The sequence below is a fragment of the Methylocystis heyeri genome, from assembly GCF_004802635.2.
Classification (GTDB): Bacteria; Pseudomonadota; Alphaproteobacteria; order Rhizobiales; family Beijerinckiaceae; genus Methylocystis; species Methylocystis heyeri.
Window position 1 is genome coordinate 3,095,453 of sequence record NZ_CP046052.1, and the last position, 16,658, is coordinate 3,112,110.

Here is a 16,658-nt window from a genome sequence, read left to right on the forward strand (position 1 = left end):
TTAAATCAGCCTCGTTGCTGCGACAGCTGTCGCAGTCGAATTGAGGAACCCGCCTCGTCTAGCTTCGACCCATCGAAGCAGAGGCGTCCCCGGTGAAAATCAAATCCCTCATTTCGGCCCTTCTCATCGCCGCCGCGTCTTGCGCGCCGGCGAAGGCCGCTTCCGTGGGCGATTTCCTCTCTGCGCTGTTTTCAGGGTCTTCCACGGGAGGCGATCATGTGACCGCTGCGCGCAAACGGGCGCCGCTGCGCCTCGCCGTCCGTCAGCCGCTTATCGGCCACGCGATGCTCGCCTCCTTCTATGGCGGCGGCCCGCGGAAATACGAGCCTAATTCCCACACCGCAAACGGCGAGCGCTTCAATCAATGGGGCTTCACGGCGGCCCATCGCACGCTGCCCTTCGGCACAAAGCTGCGGGTGTGTTTTTCCGGCTGCGCGGTTGTGCGCATCAACGACCGCGGCCCGGCCAGATGGACCGGGCGTTCTCTCGATCTTTCGCGCGGCGCCGCCAGCGTCGTCGGCCTTGTCCGCCGCGGCGTCGGAACCGTGCGCGTCGCCATCCTGGGGAGATGATCCATGGCCAAAGCGCCCGTCCAGAAGCCTGTCGCGAAGCCTATAGCCAAGCCTGCCGCGCCGGCGATCCCGCCTTCGCGCCCGCTCCAGAGCGAGTGCTTAAAGCTATTCGGGAACCCCAGCCGTCCGCAGTTCGGCGTGCATATCGAGCATGTGCAGCCGCCGTGGCAGATGCGCATGGGTGATCTCGATATCCATTTTCTGAAGGTCAACCGATGCGCCGCGCCGTCGCTGGAGCTCGTGCTCAAAGACATCTGGGAGAGCTGCGGCAAGAGCCAGGCCAAGATCGAAGCGCTGCACATCGACCGCTTCTCGGGCGATTGGGTTGTGCGCCAGATGCGCGGCGGCTCCATGACCTCCATGCACGCCTACGCGCTCGCGCTCGATTTCGACGCCGGCGAAAACCAGCTCGGCCAGCATCATGGTTTCTTCAAGTCCGTCAGCCTGATCGTGCAGTGCTTCGAAAAGCACGGCTGGATCTGGGGCGGACGCTGGGAAGACCGCCCCGACCCCATGCACTTCCAATTCGCGACGGTGGACTGATGGACGCTCACGCCTTTCTGCGCGTCGCGGCGTGGTCCGTTTTCGCCGGCCTCTGCGGCTCGGCGCTTCTGAGGGTCGGTCTCGCGACCGCTTACTGCTTTCGCTGGGGCTGCTGAGCCCTCGGCGTTTCAACGGAGAGAGAAAATGGAAAATACGAAGCCTTGGTATCAGAGCACGGGCGTCTGGGGCAGTCTCGTCGCGATCGGCGCGGGCACGGCCGCGACCTTCGGCTACACCGTGAGCCCGGACGATCAGAACGCGATCTCGCAGGCCCTGGCGCAGGGCGGCGGCCTCGTCTCCAGCGCCATCGGCGTGGTCTCCGGCGCCGTGGCGCTCTATGGCCGCATCCGCGCCACCCACAAGGTGACGGCGTGAACCCCACGCTGCTCGCCGCCCTCGCGGTCGCCGGCCTCGTCGCCTATGCGCTCGGCCGCGCCGTGATGGACGCTCTCGGCAAAGCCGGGAGCGAGAAAGAGCGGGCCGATCGCGCCGAGGCGGATGCCTCCACCGCCAAGCGGCAAGGGCAGATAATGGCGCAGCAGAAGGACCTTTCCGATGTGGAGGACGATCTTCGCAATGGTCGGTTTTAGCCTTCTGGTGTCGGCCTGCGTGAGCGCGGGCGGCGGTTGTCCGCCGCTCGTGACCTACTCGGCCGCCCAGGAGCGAAAGGCCGCCGACGAACTGCACGAGCTGCCCAGGAACTCGCAGCTCGCCAGAATGATCGGCGATTACGGGAAAACCCGCGCCGCCTGTCGATGAGACAGGCGGCGCAAACATTGGGCGCGTCATGGGAGCGGCGCGTCTCCTCATGCTCCTCGGCGCCGCCCTGCTGGTGGCGACGCCTTTCATCATCGTTTTCACTCTCGCGGGCTGTTGGGGCAGATAATGGATGTCGGAACTGGGGCACAATGGGCGGCCGTCGCTACAGCCCTCGGCGTTGCGATCTGGGGCGCATTTTACCGCCGCGATCAGAAGGCGATCGACGATCTGTCAGGGGAGTTCAAGGAGGGGCGCAAGGATATCACGCGCCTGTTCGAGCGCGTCGACGGCATGGAAAGCCGCTTGGCTCGGGTCGAAAACGAGATCGAGCATCTGCCGACGCAAAAGGAGCTTCACGCCCTTGCGACTGCGGTCGCCACGCTGCAGGCGACAGTGACTGCGAAGCTCGACGCGCTGATCGACAACGTAAAGACCATCTCGCGGCAATATCAGCGCGCGGAGGAGCGTGCGATCGAAGCCGAGCAGCGCGCGGCGGCGGCGGAGGCGCGGGCGAAATGAGCGCCGATCAGATCATCCGCGAACACGCCCGCCTCATCATCCTGCGCGATCTCGCCGAACAGCCCGACGGTCGCTGGAACAGCGAGGCGCTGCGCGAGGACCTCGAAGAGCGCTGGGCCATCACCAAGACCCGCGAATGGGTCCACGACGAGCTGCGCTGGCTGGCCGAAATGGGCGCCGCCACCGTCAACGAGATCGGCTCCGTGCTGATCGCGAAGCTCACCCAGAAGGGGCTCGATCATGTCGAGCGCCGGCGCGTCATCACCGGCGTCAAGCGCCCGAGCCCGGCGGAGTGACCCCATGGCCGAGGGACGCGGGCGGCTCTCCTCGATCGACCTGCTGCCCGAGGAGGCGCGGGACGACATCGTCTGGGCGATGGCCCAGCTCAACGAGCGCTCGCGCACCCAGGAGGAGATTCGCTGCGAGCTGAACGAAATGCTCGAAGCCAAGGGCCTCCCCGGCATCAGCAAGAGCGCCTTCAACCGCAAGGCCGTGCGGGTCGCTTCCGCGGCGCGGCGGCTGGCGGAAAGCCGGGCCTTGTTTGAAGGCCTCGCCCCGCAGTTCACCCCCGAGCGGGTGGATCAGACCAATCTCGTCATCGGCGAGCTGATCAAGGTCCTGATCACGGAAATGCTAGACTCCGACGGCAAGGATTTCAGCCCCAAGGGGGCGATGGAATTGTCGCGGGCCTATCTCGCCACCATTCAGGGGCAAAAGCTTTCGACCGAGCGGCGCTCCAAGGCCGTAGAGGCCTTTAAGGAAGAGGCCGGCAAGGCGGTCGACAAGGTGGCGGCGAAGACGGGACTCTCGGCCGAGACCCGCGAGCGCTTGAAGGCTGAACTCCTCGGCATCCAGAGGAAGCCATGAATGACCGGCCCTTCGGCGATCTGCAAGAGGGCAGCTATGGGCTGATCCACGCCGACAATCCGCACCGCTATATCACGCGCTCGAAAAAGGGCATGGGCAAGAGCGCCGAGCGCCACTATCCCACCATGAGCCGGGAAGAGCTTTATGAGCTTCCCGTCTGGCGGCTCGCCGCGCCCAATTGTGCGATCTGCTTTTGGACCACATCGGCGCAGCTGCCGATGCAGCTCGACCTGATGCAGCATTGGGGCTTCGCCTACAAGAGCTATGGCGGCTGGGCCAAGCGCTCCCCGACATGGAAGCGCGGTTGCGAGAATCCGAAGTGGGCATTCGGAACCGGCTATTGGGAGCATTCTTGCCTGGAAGTCTATCTCTGGGGCGCGATCGGCGCGCCCAAGATCGTCTCTCGCTCCGAACGCAATCTGATCGAGGCCGCGCGGCGCGAGCATTCGCGCAAGCCCGAGGACATCTACGAAAAATGCGAGCGGATGTTTCCCAAGGTCAAGAAGCTCGACCTGTTCTCGCGCCAATCGCGCCGCGGCTGGGACAATTGGGGCAATGAGCGGACGAAGTTCGACGGGGAGGAAGGATGAGCGGCCCGACCGAAATCCGCTCGCCACGGGCGATCACGGAGGCCGAGTGGAAAGCGCTGCGGCAGGAAAGCCTCAAGTCGCTCCCGCCCGACTTCGACTCCGAGCAGCCTGAAGGCGTCCTGATCGAATGTCAGAAGACGCTGCTCTCCACGACCGCGCTGTTTCGCGTCACGGTCTGCGAGAAGAGCCGCCGCACCGGGGCGACCTGGGCGGTGGCGGCCGAGGCCGTTCTGACCGCCGCGAGCGCGAGTTCCGCGCGGGGCATGGACGCCTTTTATATCGGCTACAACCTCGAAATGGCGCGGGAGTTCATCGACACCTGCGCCATGTGGGCCAAGGCTTTCGCCGAGGCCGCCGCCGAGACGGAAGAATATCTGTTCGAGGACGAGCCCGAGAAATTCGTCAAGGCGTTCCGGATCAGATTCGCCAGCGGCTTTCAGATCATCGCGCTGCCCTCGCGCCCCCGCAGTCTTCGCGGCATGCAGGGCTTCGTCATCATCGACGAGGCAGCCTTCCACGACGATCTCGCGGAACTCATGAAAGCGGCGCTCGCCCTGCTGATCTGGGGCGGCCGGGTGCTGGTGATCTCGACCCACAACGGCGACGCCAATCCCTTCAACCAGTTGGTCAAGGAGGCCAAGGGCGGCGCCAAGGGCTATGGCTATGTGCGTTTCGATTTCGACGACGCCATTAAAGACGGGCTTTATCGGCGGGTGTGTCTTCGCACCGGCGAGGAATGGACGCTGGAAGGCGAAGCGGCGTGGCGCGCAGGGATCGTGCGCGAATATGGCGACGCGGCCGACGAAGAACTCTTTTGCATCCCGCGCGAGGGCGACGGATCGTGGCTCACCGCGCCGCTAATCGAAGCGCGCGCAAAGAAGGGCATTCCTGTAATTCGCGTCGCGCGACCCTCGGAATTCACGTTTTGGCCCAAGCATCTGCGCGAGGTGGACATCAAGGAATGGTGCGATCGTGAATTGAAACCGCTGCTCGACCAATGCGACCGCAGGGTCTCGCATCACCTCGGCGGCGACTATGCCCGCGTCTCCGACCTCACAGTGCTCTGGCCCTTGGCTACGACACGCGGCCTTAAACGTGTCACGCCTTTTGTCGTCGAGATACGGAGCATGCCTTTCGATCAGCAAAAGCAGATTTTGCAATATGTCTGCGATCGCCTCCCTAATTTCGCGGGCTCCAAGCATGACGCCACCGGCCTCGGCATGTCGATCGCCGAATTCGCGATGCAGCAATATGGCGCGTTGCGCACCGAAGCCGTCAGCCTGAACATCCCTTGGTATCGGGAAAATACGGAGCCTCTAAAAAAGGCCTTCGAAGACGACATGATCGAGATCCCGATGGACGCCGACATCCATTCCGATCTCCGCCTCGTCGCGGTGAAAGCGGGCGTGCCCCATGTGCCGGCGCTGAAGTCGGGCGTCGCCAAGGATCGCCACGGCGATTCCGCCGTCGCACTGATGCTGGCCTATGCCGCATGCCGCACCGCCTTCATCGAATATGACTACGAGTCCGCCTCGACCCTGCGCGAATCCCGCGGCGGCGAGGACGAGGCCGACGATCTGAGATTGCCGCAGGGAGGGCTCTATTGATGGACGATCTCACGGCGGACCAGGACGCCATCGGTATGCACGGGCCGCGGCCGATCCTCGGGCCGGACGGACGCCCTGTCCGCCGCGAGCTTTCGCCCTCCGATCGCCGCAAGGCTTCGGAAGAGATCGCGGCCCCCGAGCTCGTCGGCGTGCGCACGCTGTGGGATCAGTCCGTCGCCTCGGGCCTCAAGCCGGAACGCCTGGCTGCGCTGTTGCGCGGCGCGATCCGGGGCGATCATCGCCCCTACCTCGAACTCGCCGAAGAGATGGAGGAGCGCGACAACCATTACGCTTCGGTGCTCCGCACCCGCAAGCTGGCGCTCGCCGAGATCCGGCCGTCCGTAATCGATGGGCCGAAGGATGACCCGAAGATCGTCGCCGCCGTGCAGCAGCTGCTCGACGATCCCCTGCTGCCTGACATGATCGAGGATCTGATGGACGGGCTCGGCAAGGGCTATTCCGTCGTCGAAATCCTGTGGGGCCAGGGGCCGCAGCCCTGGCTCAAGCCCTATTATGTCTGGCGCGACCCCAAATATTTCACTTTCGACTTCATCTCGCGCAGCGAAGTGCGGCTGCAGGCGCTGGGCACGATCGATGGACTTGAGCTGCCGCCGTCGCGCTTCATCGTCCATGCGCCGAAGATCAAGAGCGGCATTCCGATCCGCGGCGGCTTCGCCCGCGCCTGCGCCTGGGCCTTTTTGTTCAAGAACTATGCCCTCAAGGATTGGGCGAGCTTTTTGGACATCTACGGCATGCCGATCCGCCTCGGCAAATACAACCCGGCCGCCACGCCGGAGGATCGCCGCAAGCTGCTGCAGGCGGTCACGCAGATCGCGGCCGACGCCGCTGCGATCATCCCCGAGAGCATGATCATCGAGCTGCTGGAGACCAAGAGCGCGGGCTTCGGCGCTTCGACGCCTTTCGAGAGCCTGTGCCGATTCCTCGATCAGCAAATGTCCAAGGCGATCCTCGGCCAGACCATGACGTCCGAGAACGGCGGATCGCTCGCCCAGGCGCAGGTCCATAACCAGATCAGGATCGACCTGAAGCAGGCCGACGCCCGCCAGCTCGCCGCGACGCTCAACCGCGATCTCATCGCGCCATTCGTGGCCTTCAACTTCGGCGACGGCGCGCCGGTCCCGCGTGTCGTGATCCCGGTCGCCGAGCCGCAGGACGTCGCGGCGATCTCCAACGCCCTCGCCATCCTCGTGCCGCTCGGGCTCAAGGTGAAGGCGGATGAAGTCCGCGAGAAGATCGGGCTCAGCAAGCCCGAGGACGGCGACGAGGTTCTGGCGCCGGCTAAACCAAAGGAGCCCGCGCCCAAGGCCCCCGGCGATCGCGAGCTGGCGGATGCCGCGACCAATAGCCAGCGGCTGCGTGGCGGCTGCCCCTGCTGCGGCGAGACCCGCGTCTCCCTCAACGCCGAATCCGCCGAGCCCGACGCCGTGGACGCCATCGGCGCCGAGGAGGCCGCGGACTGGGAGGAGCAGCTCGGCCCGCTCAAGGATGCGATCCAAGACGCGCTCAAGGCGAGCAGCTCTTACGAGGAGTTTCAAGCCCGTTTGAACGAGCTTCTCAGCGACCTTCCTACCGAGGAGCTGGAGCAGCGGCTGGCGATCTCGGCGCTGAAGGCCCGCGGCTTCGGCCTCGCCGGGGGCAAGCGTGACTGACCCCTTCGCTCCCGAGGCCTTCAAGCACGCGCCGAAAGAGGTCACGCGCTATTTCGACGAGAAGGGCTTGGCGCCGTCCTGGCACTGGCAGGACGTCATGGGCGACGAACACGCCCGCGCCTTCACCGTGGCGCGGACGGCCGGCTATGATGTGCTGGGCGACGTCAAGGACGCCCTCTCCAAGGCCATCCGTGAGCGCCAGGACTTCGAGGATTTCAAAAAGGAGCTGGAGCCGGTCCTGAAGGCTAAGGGCTGGTGGGGCAAGCAGGAAGCGATCGACCCGCTCACCGGCAAGGCCCAGACCGTGCAGCTCGGCTCCTCGCGGCGGCTCAAGACCATCTATTGGGCCAATGTCAATTCGGCCTATGCCGCCGGCGAATGGGAGCGCACATGGCGCACCCGCCGCGTGCTGCCCTATCTCGAATATCTGATCTCGACCGCAGGCCATAAGAGACTCGAGCATTTGGCGTGGGTCGGCACGGTGCTCCCGGTCGAAGATCCGTGGTGGGACACGCACTATCCGCCGAGCGCGTGGCTGTGCCAGTGCCGCACGGGCCAGCTCTCCGAAGACGACGCCAAAACCAAAATTCGCTTCGGCCAGCAGCCCGAGGATTTCGGCTCGCGGACCTTCGTCAACAAGCGCACCGGCGAGGTGTCGCGCGTGCCCAATGGCATCGATCCGGGCTGGGATCACAATCCGGGCAAGTTCCGCATGCAATCGGCGGCCGATCTGATCGCCGGCCGGCTGGACGGCATGGACGAAGAAGCCCGCCGCATCGCGGCGGCCGATCTCGCCGGCTCCTCGCTGTTTCGCCATATCGCCGGCGGCGGGGTCAATTTCGATCCGACCTCGACCGATCCCGAACAGGTCTCGCGCGGCCAGATCGCGATCCCGATGGCCGAGATCCCCGAGGCGACCGCCAAAAGGATCGGCGCGACCTCGCGCACGCTGCGGCTCTCGGTGAAGGACGCCCAAAACATCCACCTGGAGCCGGAGCTTTATCAACCCGTGCAGGCCGCGCTCGACAAGGGCGCCATATCCGAGGACGGGGTGGTGACGGCGACGCTCGCCGGCGTCGAATGGCGGCTGCGGCTGCGGGTCGAGAATGCCGGCGCGGCGGTCTATCTCGAAGAGCTTGAGAACGACCAATAGAAACGCCCAGGGAGGGCCCTGGGCGCTTCGAGGCTCCAACCGGAGCCGTTTATGAGAAACACGCGCCCAGAGCCTTCAATGGGCCTTTAACGCGCGCGCTGGAAGCGCCGATTGCTTCCACTTCGGCCGATCAGTAAGCCAGCGACGGATTGCTCATGAGATGACGGGAGCCAGTCGCCGTTCCCTGGCCAAAAATCAGCCCCGCTACGCCGAGCGTTCCGAGCGCCGGGTTGGTATTGTAAAAATACTCCCCATCCGCTCGTGTGATTATCGAGGCGTCCGCCCTGATGTCCATGCCGTATAGGGACATGACCTCCGTCCCGGTCACCAGGGTCAGCCAGATCGAACCACCCGACAGAATATTGCCTCCGCCGGAACGGACAGACACGTTGGGGATATCCGCGCCGGATTTGTAAGCTCGGACCAATCCCAACGAAATTCCCGAGAAACTATTCCCCTCAAAATATGCGTCGGCGCTTTCCGAGATTGCGAGGCCTTGGGCAGCCGAACCGTAATTGCCGGTTACGACGAATAGGGGATTTCCCGTCGATCCCGCTACGAGATATGCCAGTCTCGAAATTCCGTTCAGCCTGCACCGGGAAATCGTCATGTTGGACAGTGACGCACCAGAGGCGGACTGCAAAATGGACGCATTCGCTCCGGCGATGTAAAGCCCATCCACGGTCAAACTTTCCAGCGCTCCGCTGAGGTAGATGTATTGGTTCGCGGCTGGAGGGTTTTTAAATGACCCGCCGAGAACGTTCAGTTTTTTTACCGTCGTGTTGGGACCGACGTTGATCGGGCCGACGGATATCGACGCAGTATTCGCATCGTTTATGTTCCGCAGAAGAAGATTTTCTATCGTCAGTCCAGTTGGGAGATTTGCGATAAGAGAGACGGCCACGTGCGTTCCGTCGGTCTCCACATTGGCAATTTCGGTCGAGCCTATCGTGCTCGCGGTCGGGCCTCCGGACGTATTGGCGCCACCGTTCTGGTAGGAGACGATGTTGCCCGCCTCTCCGGAGATGCCGTCAAATACGATGTTGTCGACGACAAAATTCGGCTGGGCGTAAATCCCCGCGACCATCCCCGTCAGCACATATTTAGTCGACGACACGTTGCGCACATGTCCGTTCAGGATATCTCCGCCGCGGTTGAGATTCCAGCCAGGATAGGCGTACGGTTGTATCGGTTGCACAGTGACCCCATCGTCGCCGTTGGAGCGGATGGAGACGCGATCGACTGTAAAGTTGGTCGCCGGTCCCTGAATTTTCAGGGCGTCGGACGGCATGTTGACGACATCGAGCCCGCGGACCTCGACATCGGCGACAGACAACAGAAAGAGAGCATATTTGGCGCTGTTTGTGACCGAAACGTTTTCCACTTTCAGTCGGTGCACGCCGAACATGACCAACGAAACCTTGTTGACGCCCACAGGCGCCCCCGCGTTGTTGGCCTGATCAAAGTCCCAGAGGCCTCCCTCTATCCATACGTTCTGGTCAGCCAGCTTCCCCTGGATAGTTCCGGTCGCCGCTGCTGCGGGCGTCCGGCGTAGCGAGATGACGACATTGTTCGCGTCGATCACGCTCTGCACGATGCATACACAGCTGTAGGCGCTATCGGTCACATCCGTCTGGCCGTCGACGACAACCGGGCTCCCGACCGAGTAGCCATGCGCGGTCTGGGTCAATGTGGCCGTCAGCCCTGACGTCCACGTGATCGTGGCGCTCTGCCACGCGCGGTTGGCCGCCTTGGTGCTGATCAGATTTCCATTGGACCCAGGCGCCTGCCGAATTGTCATGGCCGGGTCGACATGCAGATGCGTGTTGCTGCCGATCCAAAGCTTGGACACATAGGCGACGCCGGAGCCCCGGAGGAAAATCTCTCCGCCGGCGTCAAAGGCGGCTTGAATGAGGGCCGTATTATATGCCGCAGATCCTACGCTGTTCAGCGCCGGGGCGATCGTCGTCTGAGTGAGCGCGGGCGGAGCGGAAAAGCCGCTCTGGAAAGCCGCAGCGGGAACCGCTACGGACCAAAGCGCGAGAAGAAACGCAAAGAAAAACCTCATCGTCTCGCTCCTCAGTTGCGCGCCGTGGCGACGAAAGTCGCTGTGCTGCCGGTGACAAAAATCTGGTTCACGCCGTCATCGAAGGTCCACGGCCCCGTGGCGTTGAGGATGATCGTGCGCGTATAGCCGTTCGGCCAGCCGAGCTTGATCGCGCCGGTCGCGCTGACGTCTAGCGCGATGCCGTATTTCGGCGGCGGAAAGGTCACGCTGTCCGAGGGAGTGATGAGGGACGGGATGCCGCTGACCGGCGTCACGGACAGGGGCGCGACGGCCGTGCCGGCGAGTATCTGATAGATCCCGCTCAGCCAGCCCAATAGCCCGGTCCCGCCCGACGGCGGCGAGACGCCCGTCGCCGCAGCCCCAATGTCGTTATGCAACTGCGTCACGCCGAGACTGGTGGCGTGGAAATCGTTCTGGCTGGTGTCGGGCGTCACGCTGCGCGGATTGACCACCGTCACCGGCGTCGCCGGCGTCGCCATCGCGGAGGCGAGGATGGTCGCGCCGGTCGGGCCGGAGGCCTGCGCCCAGACATGCGCCGCGCTGGAGAAATAGGCGACGCCGCCCGGTCCGAGATAGGTCGTGGGCGTCCCGGACGGCGCCGCGGCCAGCGTCGAATCCGTGCTGACGGCGAGCTGGGCCTGGAACAGGCCGGTGTTGTTCACCTGCAAGGGGCCCGCGCCGAGATCGGTCCAGGTCCCTTGAGTGAGCGAACAGGACGCGCCGGGCGCGCAGGTGATCGCGAGCGCCGGGCTCGCGAAGCCGAGGGCTGCGAGCAGCGCCAGCCCTCTCAGATATCGAAACATGGTGGGAACTCCCTCGGCGAAAAGCCGAGGGCAGGTTAGGCGGCTGATTTTCGGGAGACGCCTACGACAGCTGTCGCAGTCGAGACAGGCTGGCGGGCCGGGCTAGTGTGCTCACATGAACAGCCCGACGCAAACTCTTTCTCTCAACGCCGCCTTGGACCTTCCGGGGCTCGGGGCCGGCGTCGCGCTCAATTTCGAGGGCGACGCGCCGCCGGAATGGGTCCAGCTCGTGCCGGCCGGCGAGAAGGTCGTGGGCAATGACAGTCGCGTCTTTCTCAACCGCGATCCGCAGGGCGTCGTCGACGTCTTCAAGGCGCGCGGGCTCGATCTGCCGATCGACATCAACCACGCGGAATTCCACCGCGCGCCGCGGGGCGAAGAGGCTCCCGCCGCGGGATGGATCAAGGAACTCGAGTTGCGCGCGGGCGCGATCTGGGGCCGCGTCGAATGGACGCCCTCGGGCGCCGCGGCGCTCAATGCGAAATCCTATCGCTACATTTCGCCGGCGCTGATCACCGACAAAGCCGGGGCGGTTCTTTCGATCGCCGGCGCGGGGCTCGTCAACCGGCCGAACTTCGTCATGCCCGCCCTCAACTCCCATGGAGCTTCCATGAAGAACCTTCTCGCCAAACTCGGTCTCGCGGAAACCGCAACCGAGAACGACGCCATCGCCGCCGTCGAGACGCTGCAGACCAGCCTCAACGCCGCCAAGGCCGGACAGGTCTCGCTCGCCCTTTACGTGCCGCGCGCGGATTACGACGTCGCGCTCAACCGTGCGAAAGCGGCCGAAACGGCGCTGGAGACGCATCGTTCCAACGAGCGCGCCGCCAAGGTCGCAAGCCTCGTCGACGGCGCCTTGAAGGCCGGCAAGATCACGCCCGCGACCAAGGATTTCTATGTCCGCCTCTGCTCGAACGACGAAGGCGTCAAGCAGTTCGAGGGCTTCCTCGCCGCCGCGCCTTCCTTCTTCACCTCCGTCGTCGATCTCGCGCAGCAGCAGGACGCAAACAAGGTCGCGCTGAACGCGGATCAACTCGCAGCGGCCAAGGTCATGGGGATCGACCCCAAGAAATTCGCCGAACATCTCGCCGCTCAGACGACGGCCTGAGGCACGCTTTTAGGAGGCTTTGATGACCGCTTTGCAGGCCGCATATCGGCTCAAGGAACGCGAACAGGCGCGCACGCGCTTTCCGCCGGTCGCCGCGGCGACGGTGTGCTGGGAGGGCGGCATGGTGGCGCTCTCGGGCGCCGGGGCCGCCGCGGTCGCCGTGCCGGCCTCGGCCAATGCCGCGCTGCGCGTGATCGGGGTCGCCGACGCCACCGCCGACAATCGCCTCGGCGTCGCCAACGCGATGACGGCGGAGGTGAGAACCGGCGTCTTCGCCATGAACAATTCCGCGACCGATCCGGTCACCGTCGGCGACATCGGGGCCAATTGCTACGCCGCCGACGACAACACCGTCTCGCACTCCAATGGCGGCAATACGCAGCCGGTCGCGGGCGTCGTCTTCGACATCGATCCGTCCGGCCTGGTCTGGGTCAAATTCAGCTGACAAAGGGCTCTTAGAACATGGCTGGCACGATCATCACGCCGAGCGTATTGCAGGCGATCTTCCAGGGCTTCTCTTTCATCTTCAACGATGCGCTGAAGGGCGTCGACCCGACCTGGAACAAGGTCGCGATGTCGGTGCCGTCCAGCGCCTCGGCCCAGAACTACGGCTGGCTCGGCCAGATGCCGAGGTTCCGCGAATGGCTGGGCGATCGCGTCGTCAATTCGCTCGACGCCTTCGGCTATCAGATCCGCAACAAGACTTACGAGACCACGATCGGGGTCAAGCGCGAGCAGATCGAGGACGATCAATACGGCCTCTTCAACCCGATGTTCGCCGAGCTCGGGCGTTCGGTCGCGCTGTTCCCCGACGAGCTGGTCTACGGCCTGCTCAAAACCGGGCATACCTCGCCCTGCTACGACGGCCAGAACTTCTTCGACACCAATCATCCCATCAAGGACGCGCTGGGCAATGTCACCGTTTTCGCCTCCAATTATCAGGCGGGGGCAGCGGGCTATAATTGGTATCTGCTCGACACCACGCGCGCCGTCAAACCGATGATCTACCAGACCCGGCGCGCATTCGAATTTGTTTCCAAGACCAATCCGCAGCAGTCGGACATGGTCTGGCTCCGGAACGAATATGAATATGGCGTCGACGGCCGTTGCAACGCCGGCTTCGGCCTGTGGCAGCTCGCCTTCATGAGCAGCGCCCCGCTCAACCGCACCAATTTCCGCGCCGCCCGCGCGGCGATGCGCGCGCTGACCGCAGACTATGGCCGCCCGCTTGGGATCGAGCCCAATCTGCTCGTCGTCGGCACCAATCAGAAAGACCTCGCGACCGACCTCATTAAGGCGAAGTTCCTGCCCACCGACGGCTCGCCGGGCATGCAGGTGCCGGCGCCGGGCGTCCCGGCGGTCATCGACAACACCGACATGAACTCGATCGAAGTCTTCGCCACGCCGTGGCTGAACTAAAGGAGGCGGCATTGGCGAAAGCTGCGATCAAGAACCCGGCCGGCAAGAAGGGCGAGATCATCAAGGTGCGCGGTCCCGAGGACGGCCGCTGGCGCGGCGGCCTGTGGTTCGGGCCGAGCGAGGTCGAGGTGGACCTTTCGACGCTCAGCACGGAGCAGCTCGCAGAGATCGAGGGCGACCCATACCTTTCGATCCGAAAGCCAGCCCCGCCGGCCGATCCTCCCGCAGGCGGGGCCGCCGCCTGATCCTTTGATGCGGGGTAGAGCAGTCCGGCAGCTCGTCAGGTTCATACCCTGAAGGTCGCGAGTTCAAATCTCGCCCCCGCTACCAAATTCCTCCGGCAAAGGCAGAAGGCTCCAACGCCTCGCGGATCAAAAACGCGGGGATGGCCGGAGGAAGCACCATCCCGAAGCGAAACGAACCATGGGCAAAGCCCGCCACCAGCTCACGGAGGAGCCGGCGGGACGGGGTTCGGAGTAGGCGAGCGCTACGCGGATAGCGACGCAGGCCCGGCGTGCAGGGCTCAAGGGGGAAGGCTTGCGCCTTCCCTCGCGAATTTCACGAGGGAGCGCTTTATCCGATGGCCTACGCCACTTCCGATGATCTCACCGCGAAATGGGGCAGCGATCTCGTCGCGCTCGCCTCGATCGACCCGGAGACGGGCGTTTCGAGCCCGCTGCGGATCACCACCGCCCTCGACGCCGCCGCGGCCCAGATCAACGGCTATCTGGTGCAGCGTTACAATTTGCCGGTCGACGCTTCGCCCGATGGCGCGACGCTGCTCAAGGGCCTGTGCTGCGATCTCGCCATGGGGCAGCTCTCGAACACGCCCGGCGTGCGCAACGAGATCGTCAAGGAGGCGATCAAGGACGCGAAGGATTTCCTCGCACTCGTCGCCGCCGGCAAGGCGGGCGTTCCGCAAAACCCGGCGCCCGGTGCGCCGGCGCCCTCGCCGCAGGAAGCGGTGATGATCTCCGACCCGCGCCAATTCTCGCGCCACCGCTTGAGGGGCATGTGATGGCGGACGGCGTCTCCTTCGAGGTCAAGGTCACCGGGCTGGAGGGCGTCATCACGCGCTTCAATGCGCTCGGCGCGCTCGACAAGCACGAGCTGATGGAAGGGCTCGGGCGCCTCGGCCAGATGCAGACCCCCCGCCGACTCGAGGTGGAAAAGACCACGCCCGGCGGCGCGGCATGGAAGCCGACCCGCGACGGCCGCGGCGCGCTGTTCGTCACCGGAACCCATCTCGCCCGCTCGATCGACTATCAGGCCTCCGAGACCGAGGCGCGCTGGGGCACGGGCTGGATCGGCGCGCGCGTGCATCAATATGGCGCGACGATTACGCCCAAGAACGCCAAGGCGCTGTGCTTCATGGCCGGCGGCAAGAAGGTGTTCAGCAAGCGCGTGACGATCCCCGCGCGCGAATATGTCGGCCTGTCCGAGGCCAATAAGGCCGAGATGATCCGCGTCGCCGAACGCTTCATCGGGGAGGTCGCAGGCCAATGAGTTTTGCCTCCTCCCTCGCCAATCTGCGCGACGCCGTGGTGGCGAGCCTCAAGGCGAAGATCCCCGGCGTGCCCTCGATCGAGCCGCATCTCGGCGCGTTTCGCGAGCAGGATATCGCCGCCTTCGCGACCCGCACGCCGGCGATCCGCGTCGCCATGCTCGGCTTCCAGGAGCTGCAGCGCAATAATTACGGGCTGCAGGTCCCGGTCGAATTTTCCGCCGTCATCGTCACGCGCGACACCAAGAACACCGACGGGACCGCCAATCCACGCGACGTCTCCGCCATGTTGATCGCCAACGCCGTGACGCTGGCTGTGGCGAGCAATCGCTTCGGCCTCGACGGCGTGTTCTCGCCGGAAAAGCTCCGCGCCCAGAACCAGTATCACGAGGCTTTCATCGACGCGGGCCTCGCGCTGTGGGAGGTGACCTGGACGTCTCCCGTGACCCTGGTGCCGCCTGGACAGCCGACCGATCAAGTCATCACGGCGCTGGCGCAGCTCTACATCAACGGGGTCGAATTCATCGCGCCGCCTTCGGCCGGCGCGGCCCCGGCGCCCGTGCCCGGCGCCGACCCGATGACGGACGCCCCCAATCTGCCGGGGTATCGGCCATGAGCCATTCTGCGCTGTTCAAGCGCCTCGACGATCTTTCCTTTCAGGTCGCCGAGCTGCATCGCCGTCTCGCCGCCGTAGTCCAGGTCGGCACGGTGAAAAGCTTCGACCCCAAAAGCGGCGCGGTTCTGGACGTGGGCTACGACACCCACAGCGTGCCGGTGGGCTGGCACGCGGGCTCGGGGGCCGACTGGGCGCCGCTCAAAGTCGGCCAGCAGATCACGTTCCTTTGCCCCTCGGGCGATCCCGCCAACGGCTTCGTTATTCCAGGCGGCTTTCACGACGCCAACCCCGCGCCGTCGCAATCGAGCGACGAGGACCTTCGCGCTCAGCGCAACGGCAATCGGCTGCGCACCACGGACGCGCAGGCCTCGCTCGAAAACGCGAACAACAAGACCGCGGTCAACGCGGCGAAAAACGCCGAACTCACCCATGCCGACGGCGCCGCGGTGCGGGCGATGCCGGGGCAGCTCGTGCATCTCGAAGTCTCTTCGCTCGCCAATCTGAAAATCATCATCGGCGGCCAGTCCTATGTGCTGGTCCCGACCGCCGTAACGCCCGGTTAAAGGAGGTTTGAATGGCCGTTAGAACGCCCGTGCGCAGCGCCGCCATGGATGCGCCGACAGAGCTCTATGTGGTGACCAAGGAGCCCAGCAATGCCGGGCGCATCCATGGCGCCCGCCGCGCGCTGGGGGAGGTCTTCGCCGCGCCGCCCACGGCGATGACGCATCTGCTGCTGGAGCAGATCGTGGCGCCGGCGCCGGCGGACGCGAAGGCGGGCGACAGCATCAAGGTTGAGCAGCCCGTGGCCCCGAGCTTCACGCCGCCCGAGCAGCCCGCGCCGCCGGCGGCCGAGGGCTGAT

At 64.8% G+C, this 16,658-nt stretch carries 23 protein-coding genes and 1 tRNA gene; 22 read left to right on the top strand and 2 right to left on the bottom strand.

What is annotated here, in order from left to right:
• Positions 1–92 precede the first annotated feature (92 nt).
• The 12 genes from H2LOC_RS14010 to H2LOC_RS14065 all read left to right on the top strand — a co-directional run bounded on the left by H2LOC_RS14010 (position 93) and on the right by H2LOC_RS14065 (position 8,280).
• Complete coding sequence (locus tag H2LOC_RS14010; protein WP_425487303.1) at positions 93–572, top strand: septal ring lytic transglycosylase RlpA family protein; 480 nt, start codon at positions 93–95, stop codon at positions 570–572.
• A gap of 3 nt (positions 573–575) precedes the next feature.
• On the top strand, positions 576–1,115 hold the full coding sequence (locus tag H2LOC_RS14015; RefSeq protein ID WP_136497601.1) for a M15 family metallopeptidase: 540 nt from the start codon (positions 576–578) through the stop codon (positions 1,113–1,115).
• A 144-nt stretch (positions 1,116–1,259) separates the two neighbouring features.
• Positions 1,260–1,490, top strand: coding sequence for a hypothetical protein (locus H2LOC_RS14020; protein ID WP_136497602.1), 231 nt, complete (start codon positions 1,260–1,262; stop codon positions 1,488–1,490).
• Positions 1,487–1,705, top strand: a complete 219-nt coding sequence (locus tag H2LOC_RS14025) for a hypothetical protein (RefSeq protein WP_136497603.1) — start codon at positions 1,487–1,489, stop codon at positions 1,703–1,705. The genes H2LOC_RS14020 and H2LOC_RS14025 overlap by 4 nt, the downstream gene beginning before the upstream one ends.
• Positions 1,692–1,874 (top strand): hypothetical protein, encoded by a 183-nt coding sequence (locus H2LOC_RS14030; protein ID WP_136497604.1) that lies wholly within the window; start codon positions 1,692–1,694, stop codon positions 1,872–1,874. Before H2LOC_RS14025 ends, H2LOC_RS14030 begins: the two co-directional genes overlap by 14 nt.
• A 126-nt stretch (positions 1,875–2,000) precedes the next feature.
• Complete coding sequence (locus H2LOC_RS14035; RefSeq protein ID WP_136497605.1) at positions 2,001–2,393, top strand: DUF2730 family protein; 393 nt, start codon at positions 2,001–2,003, stop codon at positions 2,391–2,393.
• Positions 2,390–2,689: a VpaChn25_0724 family phage protein gene (locus H2LOC_RS14040; RefSeq protein ID WP_136497606.1), complete on the top strand. Its 300-nt coding sequence runs from the start codon at positions 2,390–2,392 to the stop codon at positions 2,687–2,689. Before H2LOC_RS14035 ends, H2LOC_RS14040 begins: the two co-directional genes overlap by 4 nt.
• 4 nt (positions 2,690–2,693) lie before the next feature.
• A complete protein-coding gene (locus tag H2LOC_RS14045) occupies positions 2,694–3,260 on the top strand; it encodes a DUF3486 family protein (protein WP_136497607.1) in 567 nt (188 codons plus the stop codon).
• Entirely contained in the window at positions 3,257–3,850 is a 594-nt protein-coding gene (locus H2LOC_RS14050) for an MT-A70 family methyltransferase (protein WP_136497608.1), read from the top strand. Before H2LOC_RS14045 ends, H2LOC_RS14050 begins: the two co-directional genes overlap by 4 nt.
• Positions 3,847–5,457 (top strand): terminase large subunit domain-containing protein, encoded by a 1,611-nt coding sequence (locus tag H2LOC_RS14055; RefSeq protein WP_136497609.1) that lies wholly within the window; start codon positions 3,847–3,849, stop codon positions 5,455–5,457. The genes H2LOC_RS14050 and H2LOC_RS14055 overlap by 4 nt, the downstream gene beginning before the upstream one ends.
• A complete protein-coding gene (locus H2LOC_RS14060; protein WP_202620467.1) occupies positions 5,457–7,127 on the top strand; it encodes a DUF935 domain-containing protein in 1,671 nt (556 codons plus the stop codon). Before H2LOC_RS14055 ends, H2LOC_RS14060 begins: the two co-directional genes overlap by 1 nt.
• Positions 7,120–8,280, top strand: coding sequence for a phage head morphogenesis protein (locus tag H2LOC_RS14065; RefSeq protein WP_136497610.1), 1,161 nt, complete (start codon positions 7,120–7,122; stop codon positions 8,278–8,280). Before H2LOC_RS14060 ends, H2LOC_RS14065 begins: the two co-directional genes overlap by 8 nt.
• Positions 8,281–8,410: 130 nt before the next feature.
• On the opposite strand, the gene H2LOC_RS14070 is transcribed toward H2LOC_RS14065, so the two are convergent.
• Both H2LOC_RS14070 and H2LOC_RS14075 read right to left on the bottom strand, forming a co-directional pair.
• On the bottom strand, positions 8,411–10,132 hold the full coding sequence (locus H2LOC_RS14070) for a hypothetical protein (RefSeq protein WP_136497611.1): 1,722 nt from the start codon (positions 10,130–10,132) through the stop codon (positions 8,411–8,413).
• Positions 10,133–10,359: 227 nt separating this feature from the next.
• Positions 10,360–11,151 carry a hypothetical protein gene (locus tag H2LOC_RS14075; RefSeq protein ID WP_136497612.1) on the bottom strand — a complete coding sequence of 264 codons (792 nt, stop codon included), beginning with the start codon at positions 11,149–11,151 and terminating at the stop codon, positions 10,360–10,362.
• A gap of 115 nt (positions 11,152–11,266) precedes the next feature.
• Between H2LOC_RS14075 and H2LOC_RS14080 the strand changes: the two genes are divergently transcribed.
• From H2LOC_RS14080 to H2LOC_RS14125, 10 genes are all read left to right on the top strand, one after another.
• Positions 11,267–12,259 (top strand): phage protease, encoded by a 993-nt coding sequence (locus H2LOC_RS14080; protein ID WP_136497613.1) that lies wholly within the window; start codon positions 11,267–11,269, stop codon positions 12,257–12,259.
• A gap of 22 nt (positions 12,260–12,281) precedes the next feature.
• On the top strand, positions 12,282–12,704 hold the full coding sequence (locus H2LOC_RS14085; protein WP_136497614.1) for a hypothetical protein: 423 nt from the start codon (positions 12,282–12,284) through the stop codon (positions 12,702–12,704).
• A gap of 17 nt (positions 12,705–12,721) precedes the next feature.
• Positions 12,722–13,678: a Mu-like prophage major head subunit gpT family protein gene (locus H2LOC_RS14090; RefSeq protein WP_136497615.1), complete on the top strand. Its 957-nt coding sequence runs from the start codon at positions 12,722–12,724 to the stop codon at positions 13,676–13,678.
• 11 nt (positions 13,679–13,689) lie between these two features.
• Positions 13,690–13,923 carry a hypothetical protein gene (locus H2LOC_RS14095; RefSeq protein ID WP_136497616.1) on the top strand — a complete coding sequence of 78 codons (234 nt, stop codon included), beginning with the start codon at positions 13,690–13,692 and terminating at the stop codon, positions 13,921–13,923.
• Between the two features lie 8 nt (positions 13,924–13,931).
• A tRNA-Met gene (locus H2LOC_RS14100) sits at positions 13,932–14,008 on the top strand.
• A 250-nt stretch (positions 14,009–14,258) separates the two neighbouring features.
• The gene (locus tag H2LOC_RS14105; protein ID WP_136497617.1) at positions 14,259–14,696 is read left to right on the top strand and encodes a DUF1320 domain-containing protein; all 438 of its coding nucleotides are present in this window, start codon (positions 14,259–14,261) and stop codon (positions 14,694–14,696) included.
• Complete coding sequence (locus tag H2LOC_RS14110; RefSeq protein ID WP_136497618.1) at positions 14,696–15,184, top strand: phage virion morphogenesis family protein; 489 nt, start codon at positions 14,696–14,698, stop codon at positions 15,182–15,184. The genes H2LOC_RS14105 and H2LOC_RS14110 overlap by 1 nt, the downstream gene beginning before the upstream one ends.
• Positions 15,181–15,798: a hypothetical protein gene (locus H2LOC_RS14115; protein WP_136497619.1), complete on the top strand. Its 618-nt coding sequence runs from the start codon at positions 15,181–15,183 to the stop codon at positions 15,796–15,798. Before H2LOC_RS14110 ends, H2LOC_RS14115 begins: the two co-directional genes overlap by 4 nt.
• A complete protein-coding gene (locus H2LOC_RS14120; protein WP_136497620.1) occupies positions 15,795–16,361 on the top strand; it encodes a phage baseplate assembly protein V in 567 nt (188 codons plus the stop codon). Before H2LOC_RS14115 ends, H2LOC_RS14120 begins: the two co-directional genes overlap by 4 nt.
• A gap of 11 nt (positions 16,362–16,372) precedes the next feature.
• On the top strand, positions 16,373–16,657 hold the full coding sequence (locus H2LOC_RS14125; protein WP_136497621.1) for a hypothetical protein: 285 nt from the start codon (positions 16,373–16,375) through the stop codon (positions 16,655–16,657).
• Position 16,658 lies beyond the last annotated feature (1 nt).